This is a genomic window from Methylovirgula sp. 4M-Z18, assembly GCF_037890675.1.
Taxonomy (GTDB): Bacteria; Pseudomonadota; Alphaproteobacteria; order Rhizobiales; family Beijerinckiaceae; genus 4M-Z18.
The window spans coordinates 181,384-201,136 of record NZ_CP149574.1 but is presented as its reverse complement, the minus strand read 5'-3'; the positions used below and the strand labels follow the sequence as shown (position 1 = coordinate 201,136).

Below are 19,753 nucleotides of genomic sequence, written 5' to 3'. Positions count from 1 at the left end.
CCGGTGATTTTCATTTTCCATGCGAAAATCCTTCGTCTCCCGCGCGTCTATTCCTTGCCCCCGATTTGGGGAATAAACTTTTCCATTGCGCAATCGAACCAGTAGGGAGGCTCGTTTGACTGAGACGCAAGCACAAGGATTGGACGCGTCGCGCCCGGAGGACGGGCATCTCGGCATTTTCGCTAACCTTGCCTATGGCTTTCAGCACGTTCTGACCATGTATGGCGGCATTGTCGCCGTCCCGCTCATTCTGGGCCAGGCCGCCGGCCTCTCGCCCGCCGACATCGGGCTCCTGATCACCGCATCGCTCTTTGCCGGCGGTCTGGCCACGATCCTGCAGACGATCGGTATTCCTTTCTTCGGTTGCCAATTACCACTGGTGCAAGGCGTTTCCTTCGCCGGCGTCGCCACCATGACGACGATCGTCGCTGCAAAGGACGGCGGCGGCTTGCCGGCGGTGCTGGGCGCGGTGATGCTGGCATCACTCTGCGGCTTGCTGATCACGCCGGTCTTTTCGCGCGTCATCAAGTTCTTCCCGCCGCTCGTCACCGGCATCGTCATCACTACGATCGGCCTGACACTAATGCCGGTCGCCGCCCGCTGGGCGATGGGCGGCAACAACAACGCGCCAGGGTTTGGCAGCGTCGCCAATATCGGCCTCGCCGGGATGACCCTGGCGTTCGTTCTCATCCTGAGCAAGGTCGGCAGCGCCGCCATCTCGCGCCTGTCGATTTTGCTATCCATGATCATCGGCACGATCATCGCCACATTTCTCGGCATGGCCGATTTCTCCAAGATAACTGAGGGACCGATCTTCGCGCTGCCGACGCTGTTTCACTTCGGCCTGCCGAGCTTCGGTGCGGCCGCCACGATCTCCATGGTGATCGTCATCATCGTCACCTTGGTGGAAACCTCGGCCGACATTCTCGCGATCGGCGAAATCATCGGCACGAAAGTGGATTCGCATCGGCTCGGCGACGGCTTGCGCGCCGACATGCTCTCCAGCCTGATCGCGCCGATCTTCGGCTCGTTCACCCAAAGCGCCTTCGCGCAAAATGTCGGCCTTGTCGCCGTGACCGGCGTGAAAAGCCGCTATGTCGTCGCCTGCGCCGGCCTGATTTTGGTGACGCTCGGCCTGCTGCCTGTCATGGGCCGGGTGATCGCGGCGGTGCCCGCTTCGGTTCTCGGCGGTGCGGGGCTCGTTCTGTTCGGCACGGTGGCGGCGAGCGGCATCCGGTCGCTGTCGAAGGTCGAATATGCCAACAACATGAATCTCGTGATCGTCGCGACCTCGCTCGGCTTCGGCATGATCCCGATTGCCGCGCCGCAATTCTACGAACATTTCCCCGCCTGGTTCAGCACGATCTTCCATTCCGGCATCAGCTCGGCGGCCATCATGGCGATTGCGCTGAACCTGCTGTTCAACCATCTCAAACTCGGCAATTCCGACCAGCAATCGGTGTTCGTCGCGGCCTCGGAACGCATCCTGCGCTACCAGGACGTGGCCGGCTTGCACGAGGGCGATTATTTCCTTGACGGCCAGCTCTACGACGCGAAGGGCAAGCCGGTGCAGATCGTGCACGACGCACACTGAGACGACGGATCCGACGCGAAACGACAGGACGCGATCAGAATTGTGGCGGCTGCCCTTCGGACAAGGGCAAGCCGCCACATGCTTTTGTAGCCTGATCCTGACGTCTCTTCCAGAGCGGGCGTAGCTAGGCCGGCGCGCCTTCCCCTTGCCGGCCGTCGCCCTATTTCCTCCCGGACCGCATTTCCGTTCACGATCCGCGACGGGCGCCCTCACACAGAGCCATATGGGCGCGTCAAAATTTGGCTTGGCATCGTCATTCAATTTCAATAAAGTAATTCTATAAAATATATAATATTATATCACAGCGCCATTCAACTGAATGGCGACGCGACAGATTTGCCAAAGGAGCCAGGCACTTGAGGTATTCGACAGGGATCCGCCAACTCGCCGCATCGACCGCCCTCTTGGGTGCACTGGCTCTCGCCGCAACCGTCGCCCGCGCGGAGGACGCGCCGGTCAAGGGCGGCACGCTGATCTATCTGGAGCAGCAGCCGCACACCAATCTCTACCCGCCGGCCGGCGGCTTTTATCCGAACGGCGGCGTGCTCAATCAGATCACCGACAAGCTGACCTATCAGGACCCGAAAACCCTCAAGATCGAGCCGTGGATCGCCGAATCCTGGACGGTGAATGCGGATGACACCGAATATACGTTCAAGATCCGCGACGGCGTGACCTTCTCGGACGGAACCCCGCTCGACGCCAATGCAGTGGCGAAAAACTACGACACGTTCGGCCTCGGCAATCCGGCCCTCAAGCTGCCCGTCTCGGAAGTGATCAACAATTACGATCACAGCGAAGTCATCGATTCCCGCACGGTGAAATTCACTTTCAAGAGGCCCTCGCCGGGCTTTCTGCAGGGCACGTCGGTGATCGGCTCGGGCCTCGTCTCGCTCGCGACCCTCGCGCGGCCGTTCGACGAGCTTGGCAAGGCGACCAACATCGTCGGCTCCGGGCCTTTCGTGGTCAGCAACGAGACCCTGGGCAAGGAACTCGACCTGAAAGCGCGCAAGGATTATGCCTGGGGGCCGAAAACGCTGGCGCATCAGGGCCCGGCCTATCTCGACGGCATCAAATACATCATCACGCCGGAGGACAGCGTGCGGATCGGCTCATTGCTTGCAGGCCAGGCCGATTTCATGCGCCAGTTGCAGGCCTATGACGAGAAGCAGGTTTCGGCGCAGGATTTCCCGATCTATGCCGCGCCGACGCGCGGCGTGAACGACGGTGTCGCCTTCCGCCCCGATAACGCGCTCGTCGCGGACCTGCGCGTGCGCCAGGCTTTGCTACATGCAACCGACGCCAAGGAAATCGTCGCTACCCTGTTCTCGGCCAATTATCCGCAAGCGACCTCGGTCATCTCGTCCAAAGCGGCCGGCTATGTCGATCTCTCGGCGAAGCTCGCCTATGATCCGGACGCCGCGAAGAAATTGCTGGACGATGCCGGATGGGCCCTTGGACCCGACGGCCTGCGGCACAAAGACGGAGAAACCCTGTCGCTGAGATTGTATGAATCGCCGCCACAGCCACAGAACAAGGCCGTGCTGCAATTGCTCGGCCAGCAATGGGCGAAGGTCGGTGTCAAGGTGAACGTGCTGCCGGGCAACGCCGCAAGCGCGGTCACCGATAATCTCGACCCCCAAAAAACGCCTGCGGTCGTGGTGGAAGTCGGTCGCGCCGACCCTGACGTCATCAAGAGCCAATTCTATCCGAAGAACCGCGACGTGCTGCTGCAAAAGGACGGCCAAAGCGCGAAGGTGCAAAACTTCATCGACCCGACCCTGAACGGCCATCTTGAGGCTGTCGCAGCAGAGACCGACAGCGCTAAGCGCCTCGCCGATGCCGGCACCGCGCAGAACTATCTGATCGACCAAGCCTATGTGGTGCCGATTTTCGAAGAGCCGCAGGTCTTTGCCGGCGCGCCCTATACGAAAGGCATCGCCTTCGAAGCCGTGGGCCGGCCGAGTTTTTATAGCGTCTGGCTCGACAAGCATTGAGACGTGAAAAACCTTCTCCTGCGCGATGACGCGCGAGAAGGGTTCGCTCCGTTGGCGTAACCCCGTCTGCCGCGCGCAGACCGATACGAGAACCGCGATGTTGCATTATGTGGCAAGCAGATTTGGGCAGGCGCTGTTCGTGCTGTGGGCGGCGTTCACCGTTTCCTTCATCCTGCTGCAGGCGATGCCGGGCGATGCGATCATGATCAAGTTTCAAAATCCGGATCTCGGCTTGAGCCCCGAGCAGATCGCTGCCATCCGCGCCTCCTATGGGGCCGATAGCCCGTTGTGGCAGCAATATCTGCACGCGATCGGCAATATCATGACCGGCAACTTAGGCTATTCGATTCAAGACGGCGTGCCGGTCAGCGAACAACTTGCCACGAACCTCCCCGTCACCTTGCGCCTGACCGCTCTCAGCTTTCTCCTCGCGGTGATTTTCGCCCTCGCCATTGCCTTTGCAGCCCATCTGACCGAATGGGCGTGGCTGCGCTCGACCCTCGCCGCGCTGCCGGCGCTGTTCACCTCGATCCCGTCCTTCTGGCTCGGCATCATCCTCATCCAGATCGTATCCTTCCGCCTGAAGCTCATTCCGGTCATCAATCCGGGCGAATGGCAGGGCTTGATCCTCCCCGTCCTCACCGTCGCCGTGCCGATTTCGGCGCCGCTCGCGCAAATTCTGCTGCGCAGTATCGATGACGTGAAGGCGCAGCCCTTCGTGGCGGTGGCGCGCGCCAAGGGTGCTTCGCATAGCCGCGTGTTGTGGCGGCATATCGCGCGCAATGCCATTCTCCCCGCCCTCACCATCGCGGGCATTCTGCTTGGGCGGCTGCTCGTCACCGCCATCGTCACCGAAACGGTCTTCGGCCTCGACGGCCTCGGCACATTGACCGCGAAAGCAGTGCTGAACGAAGACACATCGGTGCTGCAGGCGATCGTCCTGCTGTCAGCTTTGGCTTTCGTTCTCATCAATCTCCTCGTCGATGTGATTTTTCCGCTGCTCGATCCGCGCCTCGGCCGGAAGATCGGAGCGACGCCATGAGCGTGTTGCAAAGCGATCTTCGCGCGCCGGCCTTTCGGCGCCCAAGACTTCAGCCTGGTTTGATTCTTGCCTGGCTCGTCGTTGCCATCGTGGCGCTGTGGGCCATCGTGCCTTGGGCTTTCACGCCCTATAGCGGCACGGAAGGAATCGCCGGCCAGCAGCTTCTGCCACCGAGCGTGGCGCACCCGCTCGGCACGGATCAAATCGGTCGCGATGTTTTGGCCCGCATCATCTACGGCGCCGTTCACTCACTCGCCGGCGCTTTTCTTGCGGTTGCGGTAGGATCGATTTTCGGCACGCTGCTCGGCCTTCTCGCGGGCTCGCTCAACAATCGCATCGACGACGCGATCATGCGGCTGGTTGACGTGCTCCTGGCCATCCCCGACCTGCTGCTCGCCATGAGCCTCATCATCTTTCTCGGATTTGGCACCCTTCAAGTCGCACTCGCAGTCGGTGCAACCTCGATCGCCCATTTCGCCCGCCTCGCGCGCTCGGAAGTCATGCGCGTGCGGCGCAGCGATTATGTTGAGGCTGCGTTCGGCAGCGGCGGCACGTTCGGCAAAGTATTGTGGCGGCACGTGCTGCCCAATTCCCTTACCGCCGTGATCGCCTATGCGGCGTTGCAATTCGGCACGGCGATCATCCTGACCGCGACCTTGGGCTTTCTCGGCTATGGCGCGCCGCCGCCGACGCCCGAGTGGGGCCTCTTGGTGGCGGAAGGGCGCAACTACATCTCGACGGCCTGGTGGCTGACGACCTTTCCAGGCATTGCTATCGTGTTGCTCGTGCTGTCCGCAAACCGGATAAGCCAATCCATGCGCAAGAGGACGGCATGAGTAACAACGCGACAACACCACGCCCGCCGCTGCTGGAAGTGAGCGATCTGGCTGTTTCCTACCGCAGCGACGAAAACGATACGCAGGTCGTGCGCGGCGTATCCTTCGCCATCCAGCCCGGCGAGATCGTCGCGCTGGTCGGCGAATCCGGATCTGGCAAGACCACGACGGCGCAAGCGATCATCGGCCTCTTGCCGAGCAACGGCCGCCTCGACCGCGGCACGATTCGCCTGAACGGCAACGATATTTCCCGCCTGCCGCAACGAGAGCTCAATGCCATCCGCGGCGCGCGCATCAGCCTCATTCCGCAGGATCCGGCAAGTTCGCTCAATCCCGTCGTGCCGATCGGCAAGCAGATCGCCGAAATCATGCAGATCCACGAACGGGCGCGCTCGGCCGTCGTCGAAGCGCAAGTGGTGAAACTGCTCGCGCGCGTCGGGTTGTCGCAGCCCGAATTGCGCGCCAAACAATTTCCGCATGAGCTTTCGGGCGGCATGCGCCAGCGCGTCCTGATCGCCATCGCCATTGCCATGCGGCCGGCGCTGATCATCGCGGACGAACCGACGAGCGCGCTCGACGTCACCGTGCAAAAGCGCATTCTCGATCTCATCGACGATCTGCGACGCGCCTATGGCACGGCGGTTCTTCTCGTTACCCACGATCTCGGCGTTGCCGCCGACCGGGCCGACCGCCTGATCGTGCTGCAAAATGGCGAGATTCGCGAGCAAGGCGCAACCGGCGCGATCATCGCCGCGCCGTACAGCGCCTATACTGAACAATTGCTCGCCGATGCGCCGTCGCTCGCCCGCGCCGTCAACCGCCCGCCGCGCCCGCCCGTGTCGCAAACGGCCGGTAATGCGATCATCGTCGAGCATCTGGTGCAAGACTTCGTCGTCGAGCGGCGTCGGGCCTTTCGCGCGGTGGACGATGTATCGCTCACCGTGCGCAGCGGCACGACCCACGCCATCGTCGGCGAATCGGGCTCGGGCAAAACGACGATCGCGCGCAATGTCGTCGGCCTGCTGAAGCCGACCGCAGGGCGCATTCTCGTCGACGGCACGGACTGGACCAGTTTGCGGGGCGAAGCGTTGCGCCAGTTCCGGCGCAAGATTCAACTCGTCTATCAGAACCCTTACAATTCCCTCGATCCGCGCCAGACGATTTTTCAGATCATCGAGGAACCGCTTTTGAATTTCGCTCTCGGCGACAAGGCCGAGCGGGAGCGCAAAGTGGCCGGGCTCATCGAGCGCGTCGGTCTTCCTTCAAGCCTCCACAATCGTACGCCGCTTGCCCTGTCGGGCGGTCAGCGCCAGCGCGTCGCCATTGCCCGCGCACTCGTGCTCGAACCACAAATCCTCGTGCTCGACGAAGCGGTATCGGCGCTCGACGTGACCGTACAGGCACAAATCCTCACTTTGCTCGACGAATTGCAGCGCGCGCTCGGCCTCACCTATCTCTTCGTTTCGCATGATCTCGCGGTCGTGCGCCAGATCGCCGATACGGTTTCGGTCCTGCACAACGGGCGTGTGATGGAAAGCGGCAAGGTCGAGGACGTATTCGCCCATCCCGCAAGCCCTTATACGCGCACGCTGCTCGAAGCGATTCCCGGACAATCCTTCAGAGCGCCCGCGGCGCCCGGCGAAGGCCCGTCTCTGATGGCGTTTGAACACGGCTCAACCGCAAAGGCCTATACGTTATGAGCGCCAAACGACTTGGTTTTTTCACGCGGCTTCTCGATGACGTGGATGCGCAGGAGCGCTACCGCCTCGCCACGGAGCAGATCGTCACCGCGGAACGATTCGGCTTCGACAGCGCGTGGGTCGCGCAGCATCATTTTGATGCGGATGAGGGCGGGCTACCCGCACCGCTGGTGTTTCTGGCGCAGGTCGCGGCGCAAACCTCGCGCATTCGCCTCGGCACCGGCATCATCACGCTGCCGCTCGAAAATCCCGTACGCGTCGCCGAAGACACGGCCGTGCTCGATCTTCTGTCCGGTGGGCGGCTCGAGGTCGGCATGGGCACGGGAGGCACGCCGTCCGCCTTCACCGCCTTCGGTCTCGACAGCGCGCAGCGGTCGGAGATTTTCGGCGCGCATTTGCGCATCGTGCTCGACTCTTGGACCGGCCGGCCGCTCGGCGGCGCGAACGGCCCACGCCTCTATCCCGCCGCGCCGCATCTGATCGACCGGGTGTGGCAGGCGACGTTTTCTGCAGCGGGCGGTGCGCGCGCCGGTGTCGCCGGCGACGGTTTGATGCTGTCGCGCACCCAGCCGCGCGGCCAGGACGCGCCGCAGGCCACCCTTGCCGATCTGCAAAACCCGATCATCGATGCCTATCTCGCCGCGCTGCCGCCCGGGCGGGCGCCGCGCATAGTGGCGTCGCGCAGCGTGTTTGTCGCCGACAGCCGGGCCGAGGCCCGGCGCTACGCCGAGATCGGCCTCAGGCGCATCGCGGCTCGTTTTGCCGCGATGGGCCAGATCATGCCTGGCGACACGCTCGACGATTTCATCGCTGGCATGGATGTGCATCTCGGCACGCCAGACGAGGTGATCGAGTCGCTTGCAACCGACAAAACCCTGTCCCGCGTGACCGACCTCGTCTTCCAGGTTCATTCGGTCGACCCGCCGCATCCCCTGATCCTGCGGTCGATCGAACTCGCCGCCCGCAAGGTCGCCCCGGCCCTCGGCTGGCCTGGTCCAAGCCCAACAACCCCTGCACCGCACGTCGCGCTCCCCGAGAAGGAAACCGCATGAGTGAACCCATTGCCGATGTGATCGACCATCTGACCGGCATCGCCGCGGACTCGCGGCTCGACGCGATCCGGCGCCACCGGCCCGAGGCGCGCGAGAACGCACAAAAGAGCTATCTCGCGTTGTTCGAACCGCGGGACGCGGGCACGCTCGCGTTGCGCGAGCGCTTCGCCGTCGCGACCTTCGTCGCCGGCTTGCACGGCGCGGACGATATTGCCGCCTTCTACCGCGACGGGCTGCTGCATCATAGCGCGGCGCCAGAATTCGCCGATCTGATCGACCGCGAAGCTGTGCGCGGCACCGCACAGGGACCTTATGGCCATTATCCCTCCGGGCCGCTTGTCCGCGAGAACAAGAACGGCCCGCACTATCGGGTCCTGCCGACGCACCAGGCACTCCTCGGCGCGCGCCTGGCCGCCGCACTCGAACACGCGCATCTGCTGGTGTTTCATCCGCGCGATGCGAAGGCCGCGTCGCTCCACGCGCTGCTCGACGTCAAATTTTCCGAAAATGACATCGTCACATTGTCGCAGCTCGTGAGCTTCTTGAGCTTTCAAATTCGCGTCGTAGCCGGATTGCGGGCCCTTCGCGCAGCGTAAGGATGAAGGAGGCAGAAATGGCAAAGGTTGCACCTCGCAAGGTCGTCGCCGACACGGAGCCCGTGGCCTTCACGCAAGACGAACTCGGCTGGGAGCCGTGGCTCGAACCGTTGCAGGAATCCGATTTGACCGACCGCCATTGGGCCGGCCTCGTCGATGCGTCACGGGCCAAATCGGCCTATTTCATGCTGCTCGCCCGCGACCCGGATATTTTGCAGGCGCGCACCAAAACCGACAAGGACATTTTCTACAATCCGAAAGCCGGACTGCCGCGCGCCGAGCGCGAACTTGCGGCAACGGCGACGTCGCGCTTCAACGGCTGCATCTTCTGCGCGTCAGTGCATGCGCGTTTCGCCACGCAATTCTCGAAGCGCAGCGAGGATGTGCAGCGCCTGCTGGACGAAGGCGTCGGCGCGCCGATCGATGGACGGTGGGACGCGATTGTCGCGGCAGCCGTGGCGCTTTCGGCGACACCTTCAACATTCGGCTCGGACCATGTCCGGCGCTTGCGCGACGCCGGCCTCGATGGCGACGCCATCAGCGACGTGATTCACAGTGCGGCGTTTTTCAACTGGGCCAACCGGCTGATGCTGTCGCTCGGCGTGCCGAAGATCAAGCACGCGTGACACGCATACCAGGGCGGCGCCAAGCCTGCGCATCCATTGCGCATCGGATCGTCGCCCAGGGGGACTGGAAATCGTGGCCGGGCGCGCCAGAATCCTGATCAAACGAGCGAGCACGGAGGAGGCTGTCGTGGGAAAGGCTATGAGACATGAGCCGACAAGACGAGCATTCGATCGCTTGGGCCCTTGGCCGAAATTAACATTGGCAACTTTGATCGATCTGGGCCTCAGCGACGAAAATATTGCACGCTATTTGGCAATTCAAGGAACATGCGTCACCGATTTTCGTAAGAAATACGGCACGTCGGCCGACATTCTGATCGCGGAGCGACCGGAACCGTTGTGCTGGCATTAAGGTCTGGCGAGGCGATGCAAAGGCCGCCCGTCGGCTTTGCTCATGGCACTTATCGCCGTGGAAGCTCCAGAGGGCTTGACCCGAGCAAGAGCTCTCAACCGTCGCTACCCGCTTCAAGACGTATCGCACCATAACCGTTCGTGCGATTCAGCTACCTCCGCGACGATAATCGGCTTCGCTCGATCTACCCGTCGATCAATTTGCGCCATTGTTTCAGGAAGGCCTCGCGTTTGGCCTGGTCCAAATAGACGAGGAGATCGATGTTCATGGCGATGGGCCTGAGCGCAGACGCGTCGACAGGAACGGAAATATCGGGGAATTGCAGCCCATCCCGCACCCGGCCCAGGCCGTCATGGGCAAGCCGCGTCTGCCCGTCCTCCGAAAGCAGATAGTCCAGGAAACGCTTGGCCGCCTCTTGATTGCGCGAGGCTTTTGAGATGAGCGCAACCCGGGACATCAGCAACGTATAGTCGCTCGGCCACACGACCCCCAGATTGGGGTCATGCTGCATCCGCTTCATGGCATAGGAGCCGAGCACATTGTAGGCGATCAGCACGCGGCCGGACGACACGTCGTCGATCATGCCGGCGGAAGTCGGATAGAGCCTCACTTTGCAATGGCCCATGGCCGCGACGAGATCCCAGGTTCGCGCGGTGACGGCGAGGTCTTGCGTGACGAACAGGAGGCCCGTGTCGCTGACCTGCGGATCGTAGGTGCCGACCTTGCCGCGGAAGAGCGCCTGATTTTGGTCGAGCGCCTCCGTCAACTCTGCATGGCTGTGCGGAACCTGCGCTTCGCTCAGGAGCCGCTTGTTGTAGACGATCACCACGGGCTCGGCGGTGATGCCGTAGGCGATGTCTTTCCAGTTCAGCTGCGGCGGCAGGTGGTCGAGTTCGGAAGGCTCGTATTGCAGCGCATAGCCGTCGTTGGCCAGTTTGATCTGCCGATCCATGGCCGAACTCCAGATGATGTCCGGCATTTTCTCCGGGGCCTTGCGCCGAATCATGGCATTGTAAAGCGGGCCGGTTTTCACCTCGAGATATTTGACCGCGATGTCCGGATTGAGATGGGTAAAGCCGGTCAGAACGTCACGGACCCGCGCCAGCGGCGCCTGCGCATAGACTGTCAGCGTGGTCGTGGCATTGGCGGTCACAAGCGAGGGCGCGATCCGCTCCTGGGCGGTGGCACGGGGCGCAAGAAACAGCACCAGCATTATCAGGACGAATATGCTGCTGGTACGGCGAACGAGGGACATTTCCGGGTTCGGCGTTTCCATCCGGCAACCATTCTTGAAGCACATGGGAGATGTGATAATTTCCCATTTCATTTGTCAACACCACCGGTACGGGCGGGCGCGTTGCGGATTTTAATGATTGAGGACGATTCCTCGTTGGTGTCGGGCGTGCGAAAGGCCCTCGCCCCCGAAGGATTCGCCATCGACTGGGAGGAGGATGGCGCGCACGCGTTCGACGTGGCGATCCCCGAGGATTATGGCGTCATCGTCATCGATCTGGCGCTGCCGGGCCAGGGCGGCGACGAGGTGCTGCGGCAATTGCGCCGCCGCGGATCGAATGTTCCGGTTCTGATTCTCACCTCGACACAATTGACCAGCGAAAAGGTACGCTGCCTCAATCTCGGCGCCGACGATTATTTGACCAAGCCGTTCGAGATCGACGAGTTCGAAGCGAGGTTGCGCGCCTTGGCGCGCCGGAAGACAGGGAAGTTGGCTCCGATCCTGACCTGCGGCCCCCTGATGCTCGACACAGCCGCCTCCGGCGCAACCCTCCACGGAATCCCGCTTGCGCTGCGACGGCGTGAACTGGCGGTTCTCGCCGTTCTGATGGCCCATGCCGGGAAGCTTGTGCGCAAAGAACGGCTGATCTCGGAAATCTTCGGTTTCGACGAGCCCGTCGCGCCGAATGCGGTCGAGCTTTATGTGGGACGCTTGCGGCAGAAGCTGGGTCCGGACGGGCCTAAAATCCGGACGATCAGGGGCTTGGGCTATCTTTTGGAGACGAAGTGACGCGCCGTTCGACCTCTCTTCGGCGCGCCCTGCTGGTCAAACTGCTCTTTCCGACCAGCGCGCTGGCGATTGTCCTCGGCGCGGGCGGCGCGCTTTTGATCAACCGGACGGTCGAGGCGGCGCATGATCGCGTTCTCGATGGTTCGGTCCGCGCGATCGCCGAACGCGTCGCGGTCGAGGATGACGACATCGTCGTCGATCTGCCCGCGATCGCACTGCGCATGCTCGAAACCCCGGCAGCAGACAGCATTTACTACCGCGTCTCCTATCAGGGCAAACCGGTCACCGGTTATACCGACCTTCCGAGCATGAACGTGACGGCCATCGAACCTGGGACGGTCGGTTACGCCGATCTCACCTATTTGGGGCGCTCCATTCGCCTCGCCGCCCTGCCCGTCCTCATCTACGGAAAGCCGGGACCCATCGTCATCGAAGTCGCCGAGACCCGGCTGGCGCGCCGGGAAACGGAACGCCAGCTCTACATGGCCCTGGCCGGGTTGGAAGCCCTTCTCATCCTGACCGCCGCAATCTTCGGCTGGTTCGCGGTCGAGCGCGGGTTGAGCCCGCTCGCCGCCCTCAGCCACGAGATCGATGCGCGCGGCGTCGGCATGAACGTAGATTTGCAGCCCTTGGACACAAGCGAGATCCCGGATGAGGTCATGTCGCCGGTTCGGGCGATCAATCTCCTGTTCGGCAGATTGGATCGCGCCTTTCAGCTCGTCCGCGATTTTACTGCCAATGCGTCGCATCAGATGAAGACGCCGTTGGCCTCCCTGTGGGTGCATTTGCGGCTGCTGCAGCGCCCCGGCCTGCAGCAAGAGACAGCGACGCAGGCCATTACCGAAATCGAGCGGTCGGCGATTCATCTGGAGCGTCTCATCACCCAGCTCATCGCGCTCGCCCGCGCGGACCAGGTAGCTGTCACCCATGAAGACACGCACAGTTCGCGCACCAACCTGGCCGATGTCGCGGCGGACGTGGTGGCTCAGCTCTCGCCGATTGCGGCGCAGCGGGACGTCGATCTCGATTTTCAGGCCGAGCAGAGCGAAACCGATGTGGCGGCGAATGCCGGCATGATCCATGAGATCCTGCTCAATCTGGTCGACAATGCGATCCGCTATAACGAGGCGGGAGGACGGGTTTCGATCCGGGTCTCGAACGCCGGCGATTGGCGCTCCGTGGCCGTCATTGACGACGGGCCTGGGATTCCGCCGGAGATGCGCGCACGCGTCTTCGACCGCTTCTATCGCATCCCGTCCAAAGGCAAGGCGTCGGGTGCCGGTCTCGGCCTTTCCATCGCCCTGCTGCTGGCCGAACAAAACGGGGGAACCCTGACGCTGGCCGACGGCGAAGGCGGCAAGGGCCTGACGGCATTGCTGCGCTTCCCCCTGGAAGCCGCGCACCCGCCAGCGTGACGCCGTAAAGCGCACAGCGTACGGCCATCTGGCGACCACCGCTCCGTGACAGCGTTTTGACAGGTTGATGGTTTATTTTCCCGACGATCAAACGAGAGCGGCCCGAATGGGCGCCGCTCGGCGCCGACATGACCGCTTCGTCCCTGAGATGAGAGGGATCGCAGACGGGGGCTCGGGCAACAGAGGGAGGAGAAGCCGATGGCAGAGGGAGCGCCTGCGCTTGGTGGGGTAACGTTTGAGGGGGTGAGCAAAAGGTTCGTGTCGCCGGTGGGCGAGACCATGACCGCCTTGCGCGATGTGACCCTCGAGATCCGGCCGGGCCAATTCTGCGCCATCGTCGGGCCGACGGGTTGCGGCAAGTCGACCACCTTGACCATGGCGGCGGGGCTCGAGCGTCCGAGCGAGGGGCGCGTCAGCGTCTCCGGCCAGCCGGTCAACGGCATCACCAAGGGCACGAGCTTCATGTTCCAGCAGGACGCGCTGCTGCCCTGGCGCTCGGTTGTCGCCAATGTCGCCCTCGGGCCGATCTTCAACAAAGTGCCGCTCAAGGACGCGCTCGCCATGGCGCGCGATTGGATGCGCACCGTCGGCCTCGCCGGCTTCGAGAACCATTATCCGCACCAGCTCTCGGGCGGCATGCGCAAGCGCGCGAGCCTCGCCGCGGCGCTCATCAACAAGCCCACGATGCTGCTGATGGACGAGCCCTTCTCGGCGCTCGACGTGCAGACCCGCGCCATCATGTCGAACGAATTATTGTCGCTGTGGGAAAAGACCCGGCCGTCCGTGCTGTTCGTCACCCACGACCTCGAGGAAGCGATCGGCCTTGCCGACAAGGTGGTGGTGATCACCGCCGGTCCCGGCACGGTCAAGGCGGTGTTCGACATCGATCTGCCGCGCCCGCGCGGCCCGCTGCAGGAAATCCGGTTCACGCCGCGCTTTCTCGAATTGCACCATCAGATCTGGGAGGCCTTGCGCGACGAGGTGCAGCGCACCTATGCCCGCCAATCGGCTCCCGCCGCCGCAGGGAAGGCAAAGCCATGAGCGAGATCACCTCATCCGCACCCGCCGCGAAAAGCCCGGCGCAAAGCCGGCGCCAGAAGGTGCTGATCGGCCAGGTGGCCGTGTTCGTGCTCTGGATGGCGACCTGGCAGATCCTCTCCTATTTCGAAGTGATCGATCCGTTCATTTCCGCCTCGCCGAGCAGCGTCGTGGTGCGCCTCGTCGATTGGCTTATCAACGGCACGGCGCTCGGCTCGTTCTGGTACCAGGTGCTGGTGACCCTGTGGGAGGCGGCGGTCGGCTTCGTGCTCGGGGTCGTCGGCGGCGTGTTCTTCGGCATTCTGCTCGGCCAGATCGACTATCTCGCCGACGTGTTCAACCCCTACATCAAGTTCTTCAACGCGGTGCCGCGCATCGTGCTCGGCTCGATCTTCGTCATGTGGCTCGGTCTCGGCCTGCCGGCCAAGGCGCTGCTGGCGGCGGTGCTGGTGTTCTTCGTGGTGTTCTTCAACGCCTTCCAGGGGGCGCGCAGCGTCGATCCGAACCTCGTCAACAACATCCGCATCCTGGGCGGCTCGCGGCTCGATGTGGTGCGCAATGTCGTGCTGCCGTCGGCGCTGACCTGGATCATCGCCAGCCTGCATGTGGCGCTCGGCCTTGCCATCGTCGGCGCCATCGTCGGCGAGATCCTGGGGGCGCAGCATGGCCTCGGACTGCTGATCAAGTTCTCGCAGAACAATTTCGACTCGCCGGGCGTCTATGGCTGCATGTTCGTGATCGGCGCCATCGTGCTGAGCGTCGAGGCGATCATGGCGCGGGTCGAGAAGCGGCTGCTGGCCTGGCAGAAGCCGAAATCCTCGAACGCCGCGCAGGACGCTTGAGAGGCAGAAGAGTTTTTATCCCGCCGCGGCATCCAAGAAGCCGCCGCGGCTCAGGTTCAATGTGGAGGAACGAGAAAGATGAAACAGGATTTTCGCAATTGGCTGTTCGGCGCCGCGGCCGTGGCCGCGCTTGGCACCGGCCTGATGGGCGCGGCGCAGGCCGCGGACCTCAAAGTGTCGATGATGGTCGGCGGCATCGATAAGCAGATCTATCTGCCCTATCAGCTGGCGCAGAACCTCGGCTTCTTCAAGAAGCACGGCATCGAGATGGAACTGTCGACGGAGAACGACGCGGTCGGCGCGGAAGACGCGATGATCTCGGGCCAGGTCGACATGGCCGGCGCCTGGTACAATCACACGATCGACTTCCAGCTGAAGGGCAAGAAGGTCGTCGACATCATCCAATTGTCGGGCGCGCCGGGCGAGCGGGAAATGTGCGCCAAGGATTCGAACGTCAAGACGCCGGCGGATTGGAAGGGCAAGACGGTGGGCGTGACCGACATCGGCTCGGGCACCGACGCGCTGACCCTCTATCTCGCCGCGCGCAGCGACGTGACCTCGGACCAGTTCAGCCGGCTCGGGGTCGGCGCCGGGGCGACGCTGATCGCCGGCCTGCAGCACGGCCAGATCGTCTGCGGCATGACCACGCAGCCGACCGTGACGGCGATCGAGAAGAAGGGCATCGGCTATTCGGCCTTCGACCTTGCCACCACCGAGGGCACGAAGAAATGGCTCGGCGGCACCTGGCCGACCGCCTCGATCATCGTGCGCGCCGATTGGGTGGAAAAGCATCCCGAAGAGACCCAGCGGGTGGTGACCGCCATGGTCGAGACGATGCACTGGATCGCGACCCACAGCGCCGCCGACATTGCCGACAACATGCCGAAGGACTTCGTCAGCAACCAGCTCATCACCAAGCAGGATTACATCGACGCGCTGACCAAGGACAAGGACCAGTTCCTGCCCGACGGCATGATGCCGGAGGACGGCCCCAAGACCGTGCTCGACGTGCTCACCAAGGCCGGCAAGATCAAGGGCGAGGTCGATCTTTCCAAGACCTATACAAACGACTACGTCATCAAGGCCAATAAGGAATTGGGCTTTACCAAGTAAGTCGCTTTAAGCCCTTCTCCCGCAGCTTCGCCGCGGGAGAAGGTGACCCGATTTGGTCGCTAAAGCGAGAAGAGTGCCGAGAGGTTGTTGCTGACCGATTCCGCAGCGACCAACCAGCTCAAAGTGCTGCTTCAGATGAACGTGCCTTTTCCCGCACCATGAAGACCCAACACAGCAACAGCGCCGCGACGACTGCAATGCCTCCCAGCGAAAGCGGCTGCCATTCTCCGAGTTTGCTCTGGGACAGGGGAGTTGACATTAACTTTCCATGGATAAGGTCAACCGTGACAACTCCCAGACTCCAAGCGGACGAAAAAAAGCACAGCGCATAAAGAACGATCTGCTCGAATGTCGTGACGACCTTCTTGATATCCGGCATGAGCAGCGCAAGGCCGATGCCAAAAACGGGCAAATCGTAATCATATATGTAGGGGCTGATTGCCGCCGAGGAGATTGCCGCCAACCCCAGCGCAACATTGAGTTGAAAGCGCCGACTCGCAAACCACACCCCGACGATCGCGCAACACGCCACAACAAGCTGGACCAACGCGGCGATGGTGACAGGCACGCCGAAGGTGAAAAGCGCCGCATAAATCGATACCATGCGAAAAAACGGGTAATCGCCGCGCGCCAGGCCATTTCGGGCTTCCCCAACACTGGCGATGAAAGCCATCCAAATCGATGGTCCCATCAGGAGCGTCGAGACGAGACTTAAAAGTATGATTGTTGTCGCGGCAATAAAAATGACCTTCCAACGCCGGCTTACGATCGCATAAAGTCCGATCCCGATCGCAAGATGCGGTTTTATCACCATGATACCAAGCGGAACGCCTGCCCAGGACCGATTGGACTTCAATCCGAGGCAAGCCAAACCGACCAGCGCTCCGGTCAGAAATCCGTTCTGACCGGCTCCGATCATGATGGAAATCGCCGGACAGATCAGGACAAGGACCCAGAATAAATTCTCTTTTGCGATTTTTTTCAGAACGATCAAATAAGCGGCAAATGTTGACGACATGAAGATCGTATACGCAAAGCTGACCGGCACTAACGCGAGCACGGCAACGACCAAATCGAATATCGGCGGATAGGTCCAAGGCAAATGTATATCTTTGTCCCAGGCCGCCTTCTGCGCTTTGGCCATCCAAACAGGATCATATGCTTGCATAATATCGCCACGCCAGACGGCCTGACCGACGAGATGAAAATCGTCGAAATCGGCCGGCCCTCGAGGTTCCACGGATAAGGGCGCGCCAAAATATCTTGCCGCCATCAGAGCCAACTGAAGGACAAAGATGAGCGTAAGGAGCAGTTCCGGCCTGACGCCTTTCGACGCCGATGCGCCGTTCTGCCTAATCGCTTCGCCAACGGACATTCAACTGCCTTCCCCTTGTATGTCACCGCACAAGCATCCCGATCGCCGACCCGATGGAGTGTGAACACCCCCACGAACAGTCAAATGTTCAACCGGTTGAACACGAATATCGGTAGATGTCTGATAACCAACATGATCATGCGCCAAAACCCGGGCGCGTAAATAACCGGCCCGCCGCGTTGCGCTGCCTTGGCGATGATTGCGGCAATCTTGTCCGGCTTGGACCAAAGCGGGCCCTTCCTTTGCATGGACGCTGTCATCGCCGACTCGACAAATCCAGGCTTAATGATCACCGCACGCCCCCCCACGGGCGCGAGTTTATGCGCAAGTCCTTCGACCAGGCGCGCAAGTCCGCCTTTGCAGGCGCCGTATAGAAAATTGGACCGCCGGCCGCGATCGCCGGCAACCGAGCCGATGACGAGAAGCGTTCCCGAACGCTGGCGTTCAAAAATGGCGCCAGCGGCAATACACCACGCGGCGGCACTGGCAAAATTGGTTTGGATAAGCTCTTCGGCTGCAGCCGGATGACGATCCAGATCAGCCGTATCACGGAGTACGCCGTAAGCGACCAGCACAACATCCAGACCGCCGAACATCTCGGCCATTTTGCCGAGTTCCTTGGCTGCATCGGCCCGAGCGCAATCAAGCGTGACCGTCCGGACTTCGCCCGCCCCAAGATTTTTCAAATTCAAGGCGATCGCCTCGAGTTGCACGGGATCGCGGGCCACCAGAACAAGTCGCGCGCCGTCGCGCGCCCAGATCCGCGCCGTCGCCTCTGCAATCGCCGACGCCGCACCAAGAATGACGACGCGCTTCCGCTCCTCACGCATTTTGGGCGACCCTTTGCCAGAAATCGGAGCTCATCCCATGGTCTCTCAATGCACAGAATTCGTTCCATCTCGAAAACGAACGGCGGAACATATCCGAACTCATCCGCCCGTCCTTGGCGGGATAAAGAGCTCCCCCAGCTTCCGCGACAATGACGTCCAACTCCGAAAACAGAGAGAGCGTTTGCGGACCGCGATTGGGAAAGTCCAGAGCCAATGTCGTACCTGGCCGAGGAAACGACAGCATCCCTGGCGATGAACGATCGCCGAAGGACTTCAGGACACCCAGAAACGACGGATGACGAGATCGGATGACGGCCTTCAACAGGCGTTCAATGGCGCTCCGCGCGACATTGGGCGGGACAACACACTGATATTGGAAAAACCCGCGCGATCCATACAACCGATTCCAATTGTGAACGGCGTCCAGCGGATAGAAGAAAGACGAATAATGTTCCCGGCGGGCGCCGGATTTGCCGCGATTGACGCGACAATAAAGTTCGTTGAAGGCATCAACGGTGAAAGAGTTGATCAGGAATGAGGGGGCCTCGAACATCACATTCAGCCCCCGACTTGAATCGCGCACCTCATACACGTCGTCCTTGCGCCAATTGGCCCGCGAGAAAAGGCCGCGGCCGAATTTGCGTGGCGACGCAGCCGTGTCGATCCAGGCTACGGAATGCTCGAAATTTTGGCTGTCCTGTTCGAGACTCCAATATTCGTCGAGCTGACCGAAGGGCACGATTTCAACGTCGAGATATGAACTCGGTATCCTTTTAAGATCGATCTCGACCCAATCGATGATGCCCGTCAGCCCGAGACCTCCAATCGTTGCGGCAAACAAGGGCGCATGATCGCCTCGCGCCACTGTCCCGCAAAAGCCGTCCCCGCGCACGAGCCCAAAGCTCCGTACATGACAACCAAAGGTCCCCGCCCGATGGTGATTCTTGCCATGCACGTCATTCGCAACCGCCCCTCCCAGCGTAACAAACTGTGTTCCCGGCGTCGTCGGCACAAACCAGCCATGGGGCACAATTAATTCGAGTATCTGCGTAAGCGACGCTCCGGCTTCAGCCCGTAAAATCCCGTTCTGCGGATCAAACGCCATGAACCGGTCGAGATTGCGCATGTCGATCAGCTCGCCCTTGCGGTTTAGGCAGGAATCTCCATAGGAGCGTCGCAGCCCCGCCGCGAGACGGGGGCCGGCATGGGAAGATCCCATCAGCGCGGGAAGTTCGCTGCGGAATCGGGGAGCAGCGACATGTTGCGGTTCGCGGTCTATTCGCCCCCAGGAAAGAACATTGCGATCCAATGTAAAGCTTCCG

Annotated in this window: 17 protein-coding genes; 13 read left to right on the top strand and 4 right to left on the bottom strand. The window is 61.8% G+C overall.

Features of this window, described 5'->3' with window-relative positions:
* Window positions 1-115 precede the first annotated feature (115 nt).
* The 8 genes from V9T28_RS00840 to V9T28_RS00805 all read left to right on the top strand — a co-directional run bounded on the left by V9T28_RS00840 (window position 116) and on the right by V9T28_RS00805 (window position 9,443).
* Window positions 116-1,594 carry a nucleobase:cation symporter-2 family protein gene (locus V9T28_RS00840; RefSeq protein ID WP_116400347.1) on the top strand — a complete coding sequence of 493 codons (1,479 nt, stop codon included), beginning with the start codon at window positions 116-118 and terminating at the stop codon, window positions 1,592-1,594.
* Window positions 1,595-1,998: 404 nt separating this feature from the next.
* On the top strand, window positions 1,999-3,591 hold the full coding sequence (locus tag V9T28_RS00835; RefSeq protein ID WP_245424076.1) for a TIGR04028 family ABC transporter substrate-binding protein: 1,593 nt from the start codon (window positions 1,999-2,001) through the stop codon (window positions 3,589-3,591).
* 97 nt (window positions 3,592-3,688) lie between these two features.
* Window positions 3,689-4,633 (top strand): ABC transporter permease, encoded by a 945-nt coding sequence (locus V9T28_RS00830; protein ID WP_116400717.1) that lies wholly within the window; start codon window positions 3,689-3,691, stop codon window positions 4,631-4,633.
* Entirely contained in the window at window positions 4,630-5,469 is an 840-nt protein-coding gene (locus V9T28_RS00825; protein WP_116400346.1) for an ABC transporter permease, read from the top strand. Before V9T28_RS00830 ends, V9T28_RS00825 begins: the two co-directional genes overlap by 4 nt.
* A complete protein-coding gene (locus V9T28_RS00820) occupies window positions 5,466-7,169 on the top strand; it encodes a dipeptide ABC transporter ATP-binding protein (RefSeq protein WP_116400345.1) in 1,704 nt (567 codons plus the stop codon). Before V9T28_RS00825 ends, V9T28_RS00820 begins: the two co-directional genes overlap by 4 nt.
* Entirely contained in the window at window positions 7,166-8,221 is a 1,056-nt protein-coding gene (locus V9T28_RS00815) for a putative FMN-dependent luciferase-like monooxygenase (protein WP_116400344.1), read from the top strand. The genes V9T28_RS00820 and V9T28_RS00815 overlap by 4 nt, the downstream gene beginning before the upstream one ends.
* On the top strand, window positions 8,218-8,817 hold the full coding sequence (locus tag V9T28_RS00810; RefSeq protein ID WP_116400343.1) for a CMD domain protein: 600 nt from the start codon (window positions 8,218-8,220) through the stop codon (window positions 8,815-8,817). The genes V9T28_RS00815 and V9T28_RS00810 overlap by 4 nt, the downstream gene beginning before the upstream one ends.
* Before the next feature lie 17 nt (window positions 8,818-8,834).
* Window positions 8,835-9,443, top strand: coding sequence for an alkylhydroperoxidase domain protein (locus tag V9T28_RS00805; protein WP_116400716.1), 609 nt, complete (start codon window positions 8,835-8,837; stop codon window positions 9,441-9,443).
* 536 nt (window positions 9,444-9,979) lie between these two features.
* Here V9T28_RS00805 and V9T28_RS00800 read toward each other — a convergent pair.
* Entirely contained in the window at window positions 9,980-11,071 is a 1,092-nt protein-coding gene (locus V9T28_RS00800) for an ABC transporter substrate-binding protein (protein ID WP_158554764.1), read from the bottom strand.
* Window positions 11,072-11,164: 93 nt separating this feature from the next.
* On the opposite strand from V9T28_RS00800, the gene V9T28_RS00795 reads away from it, so the two are divergent.
* The 5 genes from V9T28_RS00795 (at window position 11,165) to V9T28_RS00775 (ending at window position 16,226) form a co-directional block, all read left to right on the top strand.
* Window positions 11,165-11,818 carry a response regulator transcription factor gene (locus tag V9T28_RS00795; RefSeq protein WP_339071803.1) on the top strand — a complete coding sequence of 218 codons (654 nt, stop codon included), beginning with the start codon at window positions 11,165-11,167 and terminating at the stop codon, window positions 11,816-11,818.
* Complete coding sequence (locus tag V9T28_RS00790) at window positions 11,815-13,233, top strand: sensor histidine kinase (protein WP_116400340.1); 1,419 nt, start codon at window positions 11,815-11,817, stop codon at window positions 13,231-13,233. The genes V9T28_RS00795 and V9T28_RS00790 overlap by 4 nt, the downstream gene beginning before the upstream one ends.
* A gap of 198 nt (window positions 13,234-13,431) precedes the next feature.
* Entirely contained in the window at window positions 13,432-14,274 is an 843-nt protein-coding gene (locus V9T28_RS00785; protein WP_339071802.1) for an ABC transporter ATP-binding protein, read from the top strand.
* Window positions 14,271-15,113, top strand: a complete 843-nt coding sequence (locus tag V9T28_RS00780) for an ABC transporter permease (RefSeq protein WP_339071801.1) — start codon at window positions 14,271-14,273, stop codon at window positions 15,111-15,113. The genes V9T28_RS00785 and V9T28_RS00780 overlap by 4 nt, the downstream gene beginning before the upstream one ends.
* 78 nt (window positions 15,114-15,191) lie before the next feature.
* Window positions 15,192-16,226, top strand: a complete 1,035-nt coding sequence (locus tag V9T28_RS00775; protein WP_339071800.1) for an ABC transporter substrate-binding protein — start codon at window positions 15,192-15,194, stop codon at window positions 16,224-16,226.
* Between the two features lie 118 nt (window positions 16,227-16,344).
* Here V9T28_RS00775 and V9T28_RS00770 read toward each other — a convergent pair whose 3' ends face one another.
* From V9T28_RS00770 to V9T28_RS00760, 3 genes are all read right to left on the bottom strand, one after another.
* Complete coding sequence (locus V9T28_RS00770; protein WP_116402638.1) at window positions 16,345-17,601, bottom strand: glycosyltransferase family 87 protein; 1,257 nt, start codon at window positions 17,599-17,601, stop codon at window positions 16,345-16,347.
* 80 nt (window positions 17,602-17,681) lie between these two features.
* A complete protein-coding gene (locus V9T28_RS00765) occupies window positions 17,682-18,431 on the bottom strand; it encodes an SDR family NAD(P)-dependent oxidoreductase (RefSeq protein ID WP_116402639.1) in 750 nt (249 codons plus the stop codon).
* The gene (locus V9T28_RS00760; protein ID WP_245424234.1) at window positions 18,424-19,740 is read right to left on the bottom strand and encodes an FAD-binding oxidoreductase; all 1,317 of its coding nucleotides are present in this window, start codon (window positions 19,738-19,740) and stop codon (window positions 18,424-18,426) included. The genes V9T28_RS00765 and V9T28_RS00760 overlap by 8 nt, the downstream gene beginning before the upstream one ends.
* Window positions 19,741-19,753 lie beyond the last annotated feature (13 nt).